Source organism: Alteromonas sp. S167 (genome assembly GCF_036864375.1).
Lineage (GTDB): Bacteria > Pseudomonadota > Gammaproteobacteria > Enterobacterales > Alteromonadaceae > Alteromonas.
Window position 1 is genome coordinate 71,221 of sequence record NZ_JAZETR010000008.1, and the last position, 15,529, is coordinate 86,749.

16 protein-coding genes are annotated in these 15,529 nt (G+C 45.2%); 11 read left to right on the forward strand and 5 right to left on the reverse strand.

The annotated features are described in order from the left end of the window. Positions 1–167: 167 nt before the first annotated feature. Entirely contained in the window at positions 168–1,463 is a 1,296-nt protein-coding gene (locus V7R35_RS13140; RefSeq protein WP_334015334.1) for a hypothetical protein, read from the forward strand. 32 nt (positions 1,464–1,495) lie between these two features. On the opposite strand, the gene V7R35_RS13145 is transcribed toward V7R35_RS13140, so the two are convergent. Next, positions 1,496–1,828, reverse strand: coding sequence for a hypothetical protein (locus V7R35_RS13145; protein ID WP_334015335.1), 333 nt, complete (start codon positions 1,826–1,828; stop codon positions 1,496–1,498). Positions 1,829–2,002: 174 nt separating this feature from the next. Between V7R35_RS13145 and V7R35_RS13150 the strand changes: the two genes are divergently transcribed. Then, the gene (locus V7R35_RS13150; protein WP_334015337.1) at positions 2,003–2,194 is read left to right on the forward strand and encodes a hypothetical protein; all 192 of its coding nucleotides are present in this window, start codon (positions 2,003–2,005) and stop codon (positions 2,192–2,194) included. Between the two features lies 1 nt (position 2,195). Here V7R35_RS13150 and epmB read toward each other — a convergent pair whose 3' ends face one another. Further along, positions 2,196–3,221 carry an EF-P beta-lysylation protein EpmB gene (gene epmB, locus V7R35_RS13155; protein ID WP_334015338.1) on the reverse strand — a complete coding sequence of 342 codons (1,026 nt, stop codon included), beginning with the start codon at positions 3,219–3,221 and terminating at the stop codon, positions 2,196–2,198. Between the two features lie 36 nt (positions 3,222–3,257). Between epmB and efp the strand changes: the two genes are divergently transcribed. The 5 genes from efp (at position 3,258) to V7R35_RS13180 (ending at position 9,003) form a co-directional block, all read left to right on the forward strand. Beyond that, positions 3,258–3,827 carry an elongation factor P gene (efp, locus tag V7R35_RS13160; RefSeq protein ID WP_334015340.1) on the forward strand — a complete coding sequence of 190 codons (570 nt, stop codon included), beginning with the start codon at positions 3,258–3,260 and terminating at the stop codon, positions 3,825–3,827. 206 nt (positions 3,828–4,033) lie between these two features. After that, positions 4,034–5,002: an elongation factor P--(R)-beta-lysine ligase gene (gene epmA / locus V7R35_RS13165; RefSeq protein ID WP_334015341.1), complete on the forward strand. Its 969-nt coding sequence runs from the start codon at positions 4,034–4,036 to the stop codon at positions 5,000–5,002. A gap of 161 nt (positions 5,003–5,163) precedes the next feature. Then, positions 5,164–7,674: a TonB-dependent receptor gene (locus V7R35_RS13170; RefSeq protein WP_334015343.1), complete on the forward strand. Its 2,511-nt coding sequence runs from the start codon at positions 5,164–5,166 to the stop codon at positions 7,672–7,674. Positions 7,675–7,862: 188 nt separating this feature from the next. Beyond that, positions 7,863–8,516: a gamma-glutamylcyclotransferase gene (locus tag V7R35_RS13175; protein ID WP_334015344.1), complete on the forward strand. Its 654-nt coding sequence runs from the start codon at positions 7,863–7,865 to the stop codon at positions 8,514–8,516. Between the two features lie 16 nt (positions 8,517–8,532). Continuing rightward, positions 8,533–9,003: a GNAT family N-acetyltransferase gene (locus tag V7R35_RS13180; RefSeq protein ID WP_334015345.1), complete on the forward strand. Its 471-nt coding sequence runs from the start codon at positions 8,533–8,535 to the stop codon at positions 9,001–9,003. 123 nt (positions 9,004–9,126) lie between these two features. On the opposite strand, the gene V7R35_RS13185 is transcribed toward V7R35_RS13180, so the two are convergent. Together V7R35_RS13185 and V7R35_RS13190 are read right to left on the reverse strand one after the other, a co-directional pair. Then, positions 9,127–9,696 (reverse strand): peptidylprolyl isomerase, encoded by a 570-nt coding sequence (locus tag V7R35_RS13185; RefSeq protein ID WP_334015503.1) that lies wholly within the window; start codon positions 9,694–9,696, stop codon positions 9,127–9,129. Between the two features lie 84 nt (positions 9,697–9,780). Beyond that, positions 9,781–10,989: a methyltransferase gene (locus tag V7R35_RS13190; protein WP_334015346.1), complete on the reverse strand. Its 1,209-nt coding sequence runs from the start codon at positions 10,987–10,989 to the stop codon at positions 9,781–9,783. Positions 10,990–11,275: 286 nt separating this feature from the next. On the opposite strand from V7R35_RS13190, the gene V7R35_RS13195 reads away from it, so the two are divergent. The 4 genes from V7R35_RS13195 to V7R35_RS13210 all read left to right on the forward strand — a co-directional run bounded on the left by V7R35_RS13195 (position 11,276) and on the right by V7R35_RS13210 (position 14,146). Beyond that, positions 11,276–12,358 (forward strand): hypothetical protein, encoded by a 1,083-nt coding sequence (locus V7R35_RS13195; protein WP_334015347.1) that lies wholly within the window; start codon positions 11,276–11,278, stop codon positions 12,356–12,358. Between the two features lie 211 nt (positions 12,359–12,569). After that, complete coding sequence (locus tag V7R35_RS13200; RefSeq protein WP_334015348.1) at positions 12,570–13,205, forward strand: alpha-ketoglutarate-dependent dioxygenase AlkB family protein; 636 nt, start codon at positions 12,570–12,572, stop codon at positions 13,203–13,205. 5 nt (positions 13,206–13,210) lie between these two features. Continuing rightward, positions 13,211–13,522, forward strand: a complete 312-nt coding sequence (locus V7R35_RS13205) for a BolA family protein (RefSeq protein ID WP_334015349.1) — start codon at positions 13,211–13,213, stop codon at positions 13,520–13,522. A gap of 63 nt (positions 13,523–13,585) precedes the next feature. Then, positions 13,586–14,146: a nucleotidyltransferase family protein gene (locus tag V7R35_RS13210; protein ID WP_334015350.1), complete on the forward strand. Its 561-nt coding sequence runs from the start codon at positions 13,586–13,588 to the stop codon at positions 14,144–14,146. On the opposite strand, the gene V7R35_RS13215 is transcribed toward V7R35_RS13210, so the two are convergent. Next, positions 14,139–15,512, reverse strand: coding sequence for a nitrate- and nitrite sensing domain-containing protein (locus V7R35_RS13215; RefSeq protein WP_334015351.1), 1,374 nt, complete (start codon positions 15,510–15,512; stop codon positions 14,139–14,141). The two genes, V7R35_RS13210 and V7R35_RS13215, sit on opposite strands and share 8 nt — an antisense overlap. Positions 15,513–15,529 lie beyond the last annotated feature (17 nt).

A 15,529-nucleotide genomic window follows, 5' to 3' on the forward strand; every position in this document is an offset into this window, starting at 1 on the left:
CTGCTGGTGACTAGCAATAACTTAACGTAGTATATGGCACCAAGAAACATAGGCGTAGCTTATAGAAAACATTGATTTTATTTTACGTGTGGGGCGGAACTTCCTCCCATTTGCTACCCTCATACATACGCGATAAACAGTTAACAGGCGCCCCGCAAACAAAATATATGATTGTACGCAGTATTAAATGGCTACTTATTAGCATTTCACTTATCGCTCTTTTCTTAATGGCCGCAGGGGCAACCGTTGCGGTTATGGCGGTTCAAAAACAGCCTTTAGTGGCGTCTACAGCACCGACACAGTTAGACGGCGCTGATAGCGTTAATACATTACTTGCACAGCTTCAGCGCGCTTTTTCTCGTCGCGAAGAAGGTCATCAAATTACGCTTACCGAAACGCAGGTGGAAAGCCTTGTAGGTGTGTTACAGCGAGCCCTTCCGGAATTCAAAGGGCGCGTTAATATATCGCCCATTGGCGGCACCGTAAGTGTTACTTATGCAATTAAAGATACGGGTTACTATGTTAATGCGTCTGCCCTAGTGTTGCCCGGCAACAGCTTACAGGTACAGCAGCTACAGGTGGGCAATTTAGCCATTCCTGGCCGCTTTTTATTATCTTTTCTTGAATATGTCGTAAACACTTACACCAAGTCTGAAATAGCCACCATTGCGCTGTCTCGTGTCGAGGAAGTTACCATGCGCGATGGCGAACTGTCGCTTAACGTAGGGCGATTAGATACCTTTCTGGCCGAGCTCAATGTCGCGGCGTCTAACTTATCGCAAAGTGAAGCAAGCGAGCTGGAAGTGTTAACCGCGTATTACTTACGCTACATCTCTGGCAGAGAAATTGCGCTGTCTGTAACACCGGTTTCGTTAACTGAATACTTACGCGAGGGTATGGCGCGTGCAAGAGAACAAAGCCATTCGAAAAGCGAAGCTGCGCTTCATAATAAGGCAGTCATTTTAGCCCTTGCTGTTTATGTAGGGCATCATCGCGTAGGAAACTTGGTTGGCGATATTCAACCCTATGCTGATAAAGCGCTTAAGCCTAAAGTGGGTGCAGTATTGCACAATCGCAATGATTTGGCGCGTCACTTCATTATTTCAGCTGCGTTAGAACTGCTTGCCGAACAAGGAATGTCATTAGCCATAGGTGAATTTAAAGAACTTATGGACCGAGGGCAGGGCGGTTCAGGATACAGTTTTGTAGACCTAGCAGCTGATATGTCGGGCGCTAAATTTGGTAGCGTTGCAATTAATCCCGAAAAAGCCATTGAAGTACAAAATGCAATTGCGCGTATTCAAAATGAATTAGAAATAATTACCCCTATCAACAATTTACCTGAAGGGTTGAGCAAGCAGACATTTACACAAGTTTACGGCGGAGTAGACAGCCAAGCGTATTTAGATGAAGTAAAAGAAATACAGCGCAGGCTCGATGAGATTGCGCTGTACAATTTTTAAGTGCTTATATGTAAGTGCTTATATGTAGGTGTTTATTTCTTGCTTAAGCTCTGTTGAAACTGGGCTAAAGTAACTAAAGCTAATTCAATTTTTTTCACCAGCGGCGCCAGCGCCTGTTTTGCAGCGTCACCTTCAAGTTCTTTCATGGCTTGCCAATCGTTAGCAATTTCTTCCACATACGGGCCAAAACGCTTCGCCGATGTAGTAAAGCCGCTGTCTTGTGCAAATACAGCAGCAAACTTCCCTTTTTGGTCACGCTGTAAACTGTCTAACATTTGGTCGGCATCTACCGCCTTGCGATAAAGGGTTTGCATGGTCTCTTGAAGTTGTTGATGAATAGCCTGCATTTCTTGCTTTTCCTGCATAAGAGCGCCTTTTGTTTCGATGCTGAAATTTTGAAAAAAGTGGTTAAAGATTCGTCGTTACTTGCCGATAACCTAACGAATGCTACTTTTTGGGCAACTAAAAGGTAGCACACTATAAAGGGGGGCAATTCTGCCCACTTTTTTACTTTGCTACAAGCAACAAAGGAAAATGGTATGGATCTACAAGGTGCTAATGCCTCTGGAACGTCCGGTGCGTCACTTGAGTTGGCCTCTCTTAAACTGGCGAAAAGTCAGCAAGAGCAAGAGGGACAAGCGTCGCTTCAGTTGCTGGAATCAGCTTCTGACGTACCAAAATCGTCATCTTCAAACCCCGCGTTAGGCGCCAACATTGATACCTACGCGTAAGTTACGGATGCAAATGTAAGTCGATAGGCGTTTTGCCAGGTTGACCGCCAATTTCTCTAACCAGTTTTGGCACCAAGAACCCTGGCAGGCGCTTTATCGCTTCTTCCATGATGCCTCTTGCATCATCATCACTCACATAAAAATGGCTTGCGCCCTGCACTTTATCAAGCACATGTACGTAGTAGGGCAGTACTCCGGCATCAAACAACGCATCACTTAAATCACTTATTGCCTTGCCCGAGTCATTGATGCCTTTTAGTAACACGGACTGATTTAGCAGCGTTACGCCTTTGCTTTGAAGTTCACGCAATCGTACGGCCAAGGCCGGCGACACTTCATTAGCGTGATTCGCATGCAGTACTAGCACCCTTTGCAAAGGAAGATCTCCAAACCACTCCATAAACTTATTATCAATACGTTCAGGTAACACCACCGGCAATCGAGTGTGAATACGCAGGCGTTTTACGTGTTCGATTTGGGCAATTTCCTGAGCCAGCCACGCTAAGTGATCATCTTTTGCCATAAGCGGGTCGCCGCCAGAAAAAATAACCTCATTTATGTTTGGATGAGTGCGAATATAGCTAAGTACTTCTTCCCATTGATGTTTACTCACGGCATTGTCAGCGTAAGGGAAGTGACGTCGAAAACAATACCTGCAGTTCACTGCACAGCCCGTTCGCACCATTAAAAGCACTCGCGAGTCGTATTTATGCAAAATGCCTTTTCCAGCCGTGTCGTGCTCTTCTAGTGGGTCTTCGGTATAACCCGGTGTGCTAAGAAATTCATCGCTTAATGGCATAACCTGCATAAACAGCGGGTCGTTTGGGTTGCCTTTCTCCATTAAGTTTACGAAATGGCGCGGCACACGCATAGGAAAAAGCCGTCTTGCTTTTATATGTTGTGTATACTTTTCCTCGTCTAACCCCATGTGCTGCAACAGTTTTGATGGGTCTGTAAAACTCAATGCCAATTCTTTTTGCCAGTTATGCTCTACAGAAATTGGTTTTTTAGGTATTATTTGTTCCACGAAACTTTTTGTACCTTATGTTTAGACAGAGGAATTATGGCTAATTACAGCACTAACGAGTTCAAAGGCGGCCTGAAAATCATGCTGGACGGCGAACCTTGCAACATTCTAGAAAACGAATACGTAAAGCCGGGTAAGGGCCAAGCATTTAACCGCGTTAAAATTCGTAAGCTAATTTCAGGTAAAGTTTTAGAAAAAACTTTCCGCTCGGGTGAAACAGTTGAAGGCGCTGATGTAATGGATACAGAGCTTGCCTACCTGTACACCGACGGTGAATTCTACCACTTTATGAATAACGATACATTCGAACAAATCGCTGCAGACGAAAAAGCGGTGGGCGAAAATACGAAGTGGTTAGTAGAAAACGACATTTGTACTATTACATTGTGGAATGGTTCACCTATTACAGTAACGCCGCCAAACTTTGTTGAGCTTGAAATTACAGAGACTGATCCGGGCCTTAAAGGCGATACGGCTGGCACAGGTGGTAAACCTGCAACACTGAGCACTGGTGCAGTGGTACGTGTTCCTCTGTTTGTACAAACGGGTGAAGTTATTCGTGTAGATACGCGTTCTGGCGAATACGTTTCTCGCGCGCAAAAATAAAGCTACCGAACACAGCACACTAAGCGCATTACATGCATAGCGTGTTGTCATAAAATTAAACCGGTGTTTCTCGTTAAAGGGTACACCGGTTTTTTTATAGTGGCACACCGGTTCGTTATAAGAAATACACCGGTTTTTTATTTACGCTGTGTTCTACAGCAGTTCTATCAAAGTCAGTTAAATTAAATTTGTTTACGAGTAATGCAATGCCGTCATGGAAACCTACAACAACGCATCAGGCAAGAATAGCGCGGGCTGAGCTTCTGCGTTTAATTCGAGAGTTTTTCTACAAGCGCGATGTGTTAGAAGTAGACACGCCATCATTATCTAACGGCACAGTTACCGACGAGCACCTTGATGCGTTCGAAACGCCGTTTCATTTTAGCACTACGGGAAAAACAACCAGCTTGTTCCTGCAAACCTCTCCTGAATACGCCATGAAACGATTGTTGTGTGCACAAAGTGGCTCTATTTATCAAATAGGCAAAGCATTTCGCCACGAAGGTGAGGGGCGTTGGCATAACCCCGAGTTCACTATGTTGGAATGGTATCGTGTTGGGTTTAATCATTTCGATTTAATGGACGAAGTTGATGCGCTGCTTATGGAAGTACTGGCAACGCAACCTAGCGATAGACTTACTTACCAACAGGCATTCAAAGAACATGTGGGTCTTGACCCGCTTGATACAACCGACACCGCTTTGTTAAACGCAATGCGTGACAACAATATTGATATTCATGAGCCAGAAACGCTGAGTGTTGATAGCAAATTACAATTGTTGTTCAGCTATTGTGTAGAGCCAAAAATTGGCCAACAAAAACCCTGTTTTATTTATGATTTCCCCGCATCGCAAGCAGCTTTAGCAAAAATAAATCCAGATGACGCACGTGTCGCACAGCGATTTGAAGTTTATTTCCAAGGTGCTGAGTTGGCGAACGGGTTTAATGAATTAAGTGCGCCGCAAGAGCAACGCGCCCGATTTGAAGAAGATAATGCTAAACGTCAGGCTAGCGGCTTACCCGTAAAGCCTATAGACGAGCTGTTTCTTGAAGCGCTAGACGCTGGGTTACCTGAATGTGCAGGCGTTGCTTTAGGCGTTGACAGGTTATTAATGCTTAAAATGGGGGCCACTCATATTCAACAGGTTATTAACTTCCCTGTTAGTAGAGCATAGCGTTTTACCCTCTAACTATTTTTACATCCATAGCTAAAGAACATTAAATATCGTTCAATGTGCTAAGCAGTGCGCTTGCTCGCAATTGACATCGCCGGTTAGATCCTGAAAAATGTTATATCATAACCAATGTAATAATATAACATCCTCAGAGGGGCCCCATGAAAATGCGTTCACTGCTAAGTATTACCATAGCAGGGCTGTTAAGTGCGCCTGTTTACGCCACTACCGTAACTGGAAAAGTAACCGATACGGCTGGCAATCCAGTTGCAGGTGCAGAAGTTAAAATTGAAGGAACACGCCGTGTTGCGTTCACCGACGAAAACGGTGTGTACCGCTTTAACGACGTTAAGCAGCCACATATTCATTTACATGTTTATTCATCTGACTATATTCACGGCGACAACGATTTAGGCGATGTATCTACCGATCAGAACGTAGATTTTGTGCTAAAGCCCGCTTCAGTTGAGAACATTGTAGTAACCGCTAATGCACTTGAAACGTCAGTGCTTGAGTCGGTAACACCTGTTACGGTCATTAGCGCTGAAAAACTACGCAAAATTGAAGCACCAACGCTAGGTGAAACTCTTAAAAATACGCCAGGGGTGCACAGCACTTATTTTGGTCCAGTATCTAGCAGCCCTATTATTCGTGGTAACGATGGCCCTCGAGTACGCATTGTACAAAACGGTCTAGACGTGTCAGACGTATCGCGTGTTGGTCCTGACCACAACGTAGCTTCAACCCTAAGCAGCGCAACACAAGTTGAAGTATTGCGCGGACCAGCAACCCTACAATACGGCAGCGGCGCTATCGGCGGTGTAGTTAACGTGGTAGACAAGCGTATTCCTCAGTACCAAGTTGACGGTGTAGAAGGCGAAGCTGAAGTAAGTTACAGCACAGTGAACGAAGGCACGTTTACGCGCGGTGATGTTACTGGCGGCAGCGGCAATTGGGTATGGCACGTAGACGGTTTCTTCCGTGATACTGAAAACGCAGATATTCCTGGCTTTGCGTCGGTAGACCCTGACGAAGACGAGCCAAACGGTGTACTAGAAAGCAGTGCAATGGAAACTACAAACGTTGTTGCTGGCTTATCTTACGTTGCCGAGGAAGGCTATTTTGGTTTTGCCGTTGAGAAGCTAGACAACGAGTACGGTGTACCTGGGCACAGCCACGGACACGGTGAAGAGCATGACGACCATGATGAAGAACACGAAGATGACATCATGGGTGATCACGACGACCACGATCACGAAGAACATGGCGAAGAAGGCGTACTGCTAGACGTTGACATGACACGCTATCAAGCCGCCGGTGAGTGGCACTCACCGGTGCGTGGATTAACTAACTTAAAGTTTGCAGCATCGTATACCGACTATGAACACGCAGAAATTGAAGACGGCGAGCCTGGTACCGTGTTTTCAAACGAAGCGAGCGACATTCGTTTATCTGCTTACCATGAAGAAGTGAACGGTTGGCATGGCGTATTCGGCCTACAGTTCAACCATAGCGACTACAATGCGGTTGGCGAAGAGGCATTTACGCCTGCAAATACTACATCAAGCTTTGCACTGTACCTCGTTGAACAAAAGCAAGTAGGCAATGTAACGTTTGAACTTGGTGGTCGTTTAGAGCGCACCAGCATTGATGCAGATGACAGTGAAATTGAGCTAGACATTGCTCATGAAGAACACGACGAGCATGAAGGCGAAGAACACGAAGGTGAAGAGCACGAAGAACACGAGCTAGCGTTTAGCTTCCCTGATTACGACTTTACAAGCCTTTCGTTATCAGCAGGTGCGAATTGGGAATACGTTGAAGGTCACTCAATTGCCGTAACGTTGTCGCGCAGCGAACGTGCACCAAGCCAACAAGAATTATTTTCAGCGGGTCAGCATTTGGCAACGCAAAACTACGAAGTAGGGTTAGTATTCGATATGGATGAAGAAGGCCATATTGAAGAGACACTGAATAGCGTAGAGGAAGAAGTTAGCACTAACCTTGATATTACATTCCGTAAATTTACGGGTGACTGGGGCTATAGTGTGTCGTTCTTCTATAATCAGGCTGACGACTACATTTTCCAAACCAATACAGGACTTATTGCCCTAAGCGAGCACGGCCATGAAGACGAGCATGACGAGCACGATGAAGGTGTGGAAGAAGGGCACATGGGCGAAGAGCATGAGGGTGATCATGACGAGCACAGCGATGAAGAAGGTCTGCCTGTGTTCTACTTCCAGCAAGCCGACGCAGATATTTGGGGCTTTGAAGCTGAAACCTTCTTTGATTTAAGCGATACGCTACGTCTTACTGTATTTGGTGACTATATTCGCGCTGAAATTGAAGACGATAACCTACCGCGCACGCCGCCAATGCGCTTTGGTAGTGAACTTAGCTACGTAAACGATGGGTTAAGTGCTGATGTTGGTTTCACATGGTACGACGAGCAAACACAAGTTGCCTCATTTGAAACACCAACTGACGGTTACACCCTTGTGAATGCGAGTGTGCAATATGAGTTCGGTGGTCAAGGCGTGGATTGGGTAGTGTTTGCGCGTGGTGAAAACCTTACCGACGAAGAAGCACGTGTACACACGTCATTCCTAAAAGACCAGGCGCCACTGCCGGGCAGAAATGTAACTGTTGGTGTACGAGCCTTGTTCTAAGCACTAAAACAGGTTAGTTTCCGTATGAAAAGGCGATGTAGTGTACATCGCCTTTTTTGTTTGGCACGTTTAAACGCGAAGAATACATGTGAACGTAGCCAACGTATTAACTCACTAAGAGACGTTCACAAGGCCGCGTATTAATGGGGCAACACAAAATTAAGGTAAAAAATTGAAGGGAAATAGCTTTGAAGCAGCAAACTATTGAAGAGATCTCGCAATGGATATCGTCTTTAGATGAACGCCATATTGTGCTTGGCTATGGCAGTTTATTTAGCAAAGATAGCCGCGAGCGTTTCTCGAATATTTTTACCAAGGGAGTGCCGGTAACGGTAAACGGGTTCGAGCGCGCATGGGTAACCCGTAGCGAGCAAGAGAAGCAAACGTACGTAGGTGCGGTAGCTTCTTCGTCGAAGCAGTTAAATGCACAGCTTATTCCTGCTCAGTTAAGCCCAGCACTTCAACAGCGAGAGCGCGACTACAGATTTGTTGAAGTTAATCACGATAATGTACTGCTCAATAAAAGCGGTATTAGTAATTACAATAGCGCTGAGATAGCCAGCTTTCAGCAAGCGCTCGCCCCTTTTAATTTGTGGATTTGTGAGACGCTTAAATGCGCCCCGGCAACACAAGCGTATCCCGTTCATCAAACCTACATCGACACGTGTATGGCCGGTTGTTTGGAGCATGGTGGTATAGAAGAAGCAAAGGCGTTTATAACCTTAACCCAGGCGTGGGACCACCCAAGAGTAAACGACAGGGCGTCACCTCAATACCCAAGGGCTGCTAATGTAAGCCAAGAAGTTACAGAGATAATTGATGGCCTACTGCAACCGCTTTAGTACGAAACGACTCATTATGCGCCCATTAACCCTTGCCGATAAGCACTGGGTGTTGTCGCTACAGCAAGATGAACAGTGGAAAAGGTTTATTGGCAGTCGTGGCGTAAATAATATTGATGACGCGTGTGACTATATTGAGAGCACCAACGCGCAGCGAAAAGAGTGGGGATACGGGTTACTTGCACTAGAAGACAAACAAACAGGCCTGCCCCTTGGTGTGTGCGGGCTATTTAATCGTTTCGCATTTACTTGCCCTGATTTAGGGTTTGCCATGCTACCTCAAGCGAGAGGTAAAGGCTTATGCGTGGAAGCGTGTAATACGGTAATTGATTGGAGTAAGTCACAGGGCTATGGCTTTCTTACTGCCATGACTCATCCTGAAAATGTGGCGTCACAGCGTGTGCTAGAAAAAGTCGGGTTTAAACGTCACGGCATTTACTTCGACAAAACGTTTCCCGCACAAACGCTGTATTGGCGAGACTTATAATGGCTGTTGAAACAAAACATCGGGTGGCCAGCGTGCATTGTTTGTAAAAACATATATTAATAACCACCCATATGAGATTGCTACAGCCAATGTTTATATAAATTATTACCGCATCGTTAGGCGTTACAGTGGCGGTAACACAGTTACTTTCTTGATAACAATGGGTTCAATAGGCACATTGTTCGCGTTTAAGCGAATTGAATACTCTGTTTCCACCTCTGACATCGCATCAACTACATCCTCACCTTCCACGATAACGCCAAATACTGCATAACCCCAATCTCTTCCTGGGTTCAAGCTACTGTTGTCGTTAACGTTAAAGAAAAATTGGCGGTTGGCTGTGTGTGGGTCGCTCTGACGTGCCATCGCAATAGTATGTAAGTCGTTGGTCAACCCGTTCCCAGACTCATTAAAAATTTCAGGGAAGTTAGATTTACCTTCAAAATCGGCAGTATATCCCCCGCCTTGTACAACAAATCCAGGCACTATGCGATGAAAGATGGTGTCTTCATAAGCGCGTTTATCAACGTAGCGAAGAAAGTTGTTTACGGTAATTGGTGCTCGCCTTCTGTCTAATTCAACCACTATGTCACCCTTTGTTGTTTCAATTTTTACACGTGGGTAGTAATTGTCGGGCTGTATTTGCGAGCCATCGTCCTTCTTTGCCGCCGCTGCAGCAAAACTCACCATCATGGTAAGTGCGCAGCATGCTGCCAATATGGTTTTAAAAGAATACTTCATGAAATAGTCCTCTAGTTTCATTCGCTTAAGTATTTATTAGCGTTTTGCTGTGCCTAAGATAACGAACTTTTTGTCACTGGCAAGCACCTTCGCACCACCAAACAGTTTTTTAAGTTTAATGTGATAATCTAAGTGACGATTACCCACAACAACAAGATGCCCGCTCTTTACAAGCAGTGCACGTGAGTCTGTGAACATCTGCCACGCAATATGGTCGGTAATTGCATTTTGCTGATGAAATGGTGGGTTACACAATATTTTGGTTACAGCAGGTGTGTTGGTTCGGTTAAGTAAGCTTTCAAGGCAGTTACTGGCAACAAACTCACACTGGTCAATTTTGTCTGGAAAGTTGTTAAGTACATTCTGTCTTGCACTTTCTAGCGCCATGTAGGACTCATCGATAAAAATTACTTTGCAGTCTGGCGCGAGCGATAGTGCATTTACCCCCAGTACGCCGTTACCACAGCCTAAGTCTACCACTACATCATTTGCGCTAACGGTCATGTGCTCAAGCATAATACGAGCACCAATATCTAATGACTGACGAGAAAACGTATTGGCTAAATTATCTAAGGTTAACGAAACGCCGGTAGTTCCTTTACATTGCCAGCGCGTTGGGTAGGGTGAAGTCGCCTTTTGTTTATTTTCATCGGGTGACGAAAAGATTAGGCGTGACTTTTTCTTAGCCAGCGATGTCGTAGTAGGGCCAATGTATTTCTCAAACAGCCCCAGCACAGATTTTGTGATGGTTTTCACTTTTCCTGTAGCAATGACTTTTGTGTTTGGCGTTATATACCGCTGAATATCGATAAGCTGCTGTTCAAGCAAGGCCAATGCGCGAGGTACTTTTAATACAACAACGCTTGGCGCATTTTTTGGGGTAAACGTTAAACTTTCTACACTGCTTAAGGGGGTAATAGGCGCGGTTTTGCTTTCATCATCCCCACTTAACAAATTATTCGATGCAAGGTTCTCCTGCAATGAACGAAGCGCAATGTAAGAGTCGGAAACCCATAGCGGAGCTAGATGTGAAAACCAGCAACCAAGCGCACCGAATTCATCGTTAAATAGCATCATTGGCGAGTCGTTATTAACCATTGCTTCGTTTTCGCTAAGCAGTGCTTCTATATGCTCTATAACCAGTTCATCTGCACTATCCCATGCCTGCAGGCTTACATGCTGGTGTTTTTCTGGGTAGCGAACAAGCGTAAAGTGACGGTCGGCCAATATAAATTCTGTATTCATTAACGTGTACGTAATCTGCTGGTGGAATTCAATTCGTTGGTGAATGCCGTGCTCGGCACCCGCATACATAAGTTCACTAGAATAGCATTTTAACGCTTTAAACGCAGCGGGAAGGGGGAAGTGGTTTAACTAAAAATGTGTTTGTATGCCACGTTGTGAAGATTGATTAAAATGTAAACGTTTACTTTGTAATTGAAATGTGAAAATATTGTTAAGTTATCTTGTCAGGCCACTAACAACACATCGCTTAAATAAAAACTAAAAACAAAGAAGAACGAATAAAACCATGAAAAAACAACTAACCCTACTATGGGCTGTGCTCGCCATAGCTTTTTCAATGTCAGCCAAAGCAGAAATAACCTTTCCAAACTCCGTGTATAGCAGCTTAGATTACGGTTTATACTGGTTTGATTATAACGACGCAAAAAAAGCCAACAAAGGCCAGTCAAACCCTTATTACAGCAGTAATAAAAAAACCGTTATTTACATTCACGGGTGGCAAAACGGGTCGGTTACTAACCGTAATCGCGAAACGCTAAACAGAAACCGTTCTGGTGGCCCAAATCAAGACCTAGCATGGTACTGGTTAGATCGCGGCTACAACGTAGGTATTTTGTATTGGAACCAGTTTGCTGATGAACGCGAGGTGAAAGACGCTGAAGCGAAAATTCACTCGGCTAACGGTCCAAGAAACATGCGCTGGAAGTCAAGCAACGGCAGCTACAGCAGCGGCCCTAATAAATCCGTTACTGACTTGCTTTACACTGCCCTTGTTGACGGCATGCCAGGCTTTTCTGGTTCCGAGCTTCGTGTAACAGGGCACTCGTTAGGGAATCAGTTGGCCCTTACCATTTCAAACAAATTAAACACTGCTGTGAACCAAGGCAGTTTGTCAGGCGCTTATCGCCCCGACCGAATTGCACTACTTGACCCGTTTTATTCAATTGGCGAGAAGTCTTATTTAAATAACAAGTGGACTGGTGAGCGTAGTAAAGACATTGTGGATACCCTAAAAGCCAAAGGTATAGCTATTGAGGCGTATAGAAGTTCGCCTGTCACCAGCACGTTTTTGGCGGGCGACAACAACGCCAGTCTTATGAACAGCATTGCTTTTTCAGAATTAAAGCCATGGAATTTCCAGTTTTGGCAAGTTGCCGAAAAGCATGGTGCAGCCGTGACTCACTATTTCTGGTCACGTGCGTTCAGCCCATTAACCCTTGATAGAAGTTCAACACAGGTTCCAAGCGCTTCGTCAAGTGCCAGCGTTATTAAAACATGGATGAATAAAAACAAGGGCGTTATTCAAGACAGCGGGGCATGGAGCGCAACGCCAGCGGATGACGATTTCAAAGAAAAGTCACGTCTGTAACCTAACTTCTCTTTCAAAGGCGTGAGTAAAAACTCACGCTTTGTTCGTTGTTTTATCCTTCATCTTTTTTCCCTTTCAAACACAAAATGAAACACGGCAGCAATTCACCTTATCCCCGAGGTGTGCAGCGCATGAACATATTGCATGGGTTTTGCGTACAATAGGATTAACTGTAAGAGTCAAAACGAAATAAAAGGTGCGTTAACTTACGATGCAATTTTCTTTATTCGACGAGGAAAATGGTCGGCGTGAAAGAGCGTGCGTGCAGCTGCCGCTATCAGAAGCCGATGTTAGGTACTATCCCAATGCGCTTTCATCAAGCGACGCTAACCGCTGTTTTGAAGCACTCAAAACCGAGCTGCCGTGGCGCCAAGATGCAATCCGTTTGTTTGGAAAATCGGTAAATATTCCGCGCCTGCAAAGCTGGCATGGCGACCCGCACTGCACCTATACCTATTCAAATTTAACCATGGCACCCAACCCTTGGTCGAAAACGCTTAGCGAGTTACGCGAAACTTGTGAGCAAATTACTGGCACTGAATTTAATAGTGTACTGGCTAACTGGTATCGAGATGGACAAGACAGCATGAGTCTTCATGCCGACGATGAGCCCGAACTAGGTATTAATCCAACAATTGCTTCATTAACCCTTGGCGAAGCACGACCTTTTGTTTTGCGACATAAGGAAACCAAAGCGCGCTTTACGCATGTGCTTGAGCACGGCAGTGTGCTTATTATGGCCGGCAGCACGCAAAGTCATTATGTGCACGGTATAGCCAAGACGGCCAAACCTATCGGTGGTAGAATAAATCTAACATTTAGACATCTAATTTCGCCAGCAGGGTAGTGAATATGCAAGTTAAAGCGTTTCTTGAATCAGCCATCACTCAGGCACTCGCGCCGCAGTATTTAGAGGTTGTTGATGAGAGTTTTATGCACAATGTGCCAGATGGTGCGCAAAGCCATTTCAAAGTTACGGTGGTAAGCGACGCGTTTGACGGTAAGCGCCTTATTGCAAGACACCGCGAAATCAATGCACTTGCTAGTGACGCATTACAAGGCCCAGTTCACGCGCTTGCGCTTCATACCTATACGCCTTCAGAGTGGGAAGCGCGAGGCGGTGAAGCAATCAGTTCACCTAAGTGCTTAGGCGGCAGCAAATGAGCGGCAGTATTTAAGCCCAAAAAGTCAGCCTAGTAATAAAGCCCCGTGATTAAACAGCAGATAATGACTAAAAATGAGGAAAGCTATAAGACCTGTGTTTCGCGTTTAATGCAGGCCGACAGTTTACGGATGGGTTGCCTTGAAGCTGTCCGCGCACTTGAGCTCCCTGAAGGTTATATTGGCGCAGGTTTTCTGCGAAATGCAATATGGGACTATTTGCACAATAAACCTTCGCCAACCCCTCTTAACGATATTGACGTTATCTATTTTTCTAAAACAACGCCTAAACAAGAAGATAAAGCTCTGCAAGCACGGTTAAGTAATGCGATGCCCAATGTAAATTGGCAAGTCAAAAACCAAGCGCATATGCATACCAAGCACAATCATGAACCTTACAGCAGCTGCGAACATGCTATTTCATACTGGGTTGAGCGGGAAACCTGTGTAGCGGTGCGATTAATCGATAATGACCAAATAGACGTGCTTGCCCCGTTTGGGCTAAACGCAAATTTCGCAGAAACCATAAGCTTAAGCCCTTTGTTTAAACGGTCAGAGGTTATGCACAAGCGTGTTGAAGAAAAGGGCTGGCTTGCATTATGGCCTAAGCTACAGCTTGTTACCTAGCCGCAGATGCTATCTCAACCACTTTCGACGCTATATTCACAATGGTTGTATTTTCGCTCATCGCTTGTTTTTGCAGTCGTCGGTAGGCATCGTTTTCACTCAAGTTAAACTTCTCCATTATTACCAGCTTTGCTCGGCTAACAGTTTTCTGTTCTACAATAGCGCGCTTCGCTTCATCAAGCTCACGTTCCATATCTTCAATATGCTGGGCTTGGGAGCGCAACAAGTCGTAAAACGAGCGGTGAGCAGACAGTGTAGAGCGCTGTGACGCTATTGAATTCTGCGGTGCAGAATTAGGTTCTCCTTCCACAAGCCCTGGCATAGTAGGGTCGAAAAGCAGCGTAAGCGGGGAGCCTTCACTTGTTTCTTCATGGGCAGCAATACCTTCGCCGCTACAGTTGTTGCTACTGTGCTCATCGTTAAAGTTTTCAATAAGCTGTTGGTGGTTGGCAAGTTCTCGCTTAGCGTTTTGCACTTGCTGATTAGCTTGGCTAGAAAGTGCCTCGGTTAACAGTGTTTCTATGCTTTGCATAGCGTCGATTCGCCTTGTGGCAACGTCAAACCATACTTCTGAAATTTCACTAGCAATAGGGCTGCCATCACTAAGCTGCGCAATCATATTGCGAAGCTGCAGTACATCGCTGGCCGCTTTACTTTGCTGTAGTGTGACGAGCGCCGCTTTTTGTGCTTTATCGGCAAACTCGTTGAAAATATCGAAGTGGTGCTCTTGCGCTTGCTGCAGTGCCTGAAGCTTTGTGCACAGACGCACATCAAAATGTGTTTCTACAAAACCAATGGCCCCCCAAGAGCGTTCTTGCCCTGCATATTCTTTAGCCTGCATAAAGTTAAATAAAGCGACTAAAGCCCGCGTAATGGTTGGGTCGCTGGCAATGGCAGCTGCTTCAAATATAACGGTTAACAAGCTTGCCACTAAACGGCTATACGCACGGGTAGACTCAAGTGGTGAAATAGCTTGTTGAACGACTTGCTCGCGTAAATGAGGCAGGTGGTCAGTGGCCTGCAGCGCTAAGGTTATGCTGCTTAACAACCTTGGGTTGAGTGAAGAAAAAGCATTGTTTAAGTACAGCGACTTTAGCTGGCTTTTAAGCGTTGATTCAGCTTGCTCGCTGTTAGAAACATATTGGCTTCGTTCTTTTGAGTAGCGTTGTCCGCTAGAAGCGAGATAGATGTTACTGGCACCACGCTCTTTTTGAATTTCGTGAATAAGCTCGTGCACCGCAATAACAATACGACAATTGCTAGAAAGCTGTTCGAGCACGTTAATTTCTGCGTGCTTCGCTGCTAATAAAAATCGCTTTGTTGCATCGCTACAAAGGGCAGACTGAGAAGGGCTGTGTTTAAGCATGGTAATCACCAACAAAG

What these genes read in the sequence shown, in the direction of transcription:
- V7R35_RS13140 (WP_334015334.1), top strand. Translation starts at nt 168, where the DNA reads ATGATTGTACGCAGTATTAAATGGCTACTTATTAGCATTTCACTTATC.
- V7R35_RS13145 (WP_334015335.1), bottom strand. Translation starts at nt 1,828, where the DNA reads ATGCAGGAAAAGCAAGAAATGCAGGCTATTCATCAACAACTTCAAGAG.
- V7R35_RS13150 (WP_334015337.1), top strand. Translation starts at nt 2,003, where the DNA reads ATGGATCTACAAGGTGCTAATGCCTCTGGAACGTCCGGTGCGTCACTT.
- efp (WP_334015340.1), top strand. Translation starts at nt 3,258, where the DNA reads ATGGCTAATTACAGCACTAACGAGTTCAAAGGCGGCCTGAAAATCATG.
- epmA (WP_334015341.1), top strand. Translation starts at nt 4,034, where the DNA reads ATGCCGTCATGGAAACCTACAACAACGCATCAGGCAAGAATAGCGCGG.
- V7R35_RS13170 (WP_334015343.1), top strand. Translation starts at nt 5,164, where the DNA reads ATGAAAATGCGTTCACTGCTAAGTATTACCATAGCAGGGCTGTTAAGT.
- V7R35_RS13180 (WP_334015345.1), top strand. Translation starts at nt 8,533, where the DNA reads ATGCGCCCATTAACCCTTGCCGATAAGCACTGGGTGTTGTCGCTACAG.
- V7R35_RS13185 (WP_334015503.1), bottom strand. Translation starts at nt 9,696, where the DNA reads ATGATGGTGAGTTTTGCTGCAGCGGCGGCAAAGAAGGACGATGGCTCG.
- V7R35_RS13190 (WP_334015346.1), bottom strand. Translation starts at nt 10,989, where the DNA reads ATGAATACAGAATTTATATTGGCCGACCGTCACTTTACGCTTGTTCGC.
- V7R35_RS13195 (WP_334015347.1), top strand. Translation starts at nt 11,276, where the DNA reads ATGAAAAAACAACTAACCCTACTATGGGCTGTGCTCGCCATAGCTTTT.
- V7R35_RS13200 (WP_334015348.1), top strand. Translation starts at nt 12,570, where the DNA reads ATGCAATTTTCTTTATTCGACGAGGAAAATGGTCGGCGTGAAAGAGCG.
- V7R35_RS13205 (WP_334015349.1), top strand. Translation starts at nt 13,211, where the DNA reads ATGCAAGTTAAAGCGTTTCTTGAATCAGCCATCACTCAGGCACTCGCG.
- V7R35_RS13210 (WP_334015350.1), top strand. Translation starts at nt 13,586, where the DNA reads ATGACTAAAAATGAGGAAAGCTATAAGACCTGTGTTTCGCGTTTAATG.
- V7R35_RS13215 (WP_334015351.1), bottom strand. Translation starts at nt 15,512, where the DNA reads ATGCTTAAACACAGCCCTTCTCAGTCTGCCCTTTGTAGCGATGCAACA.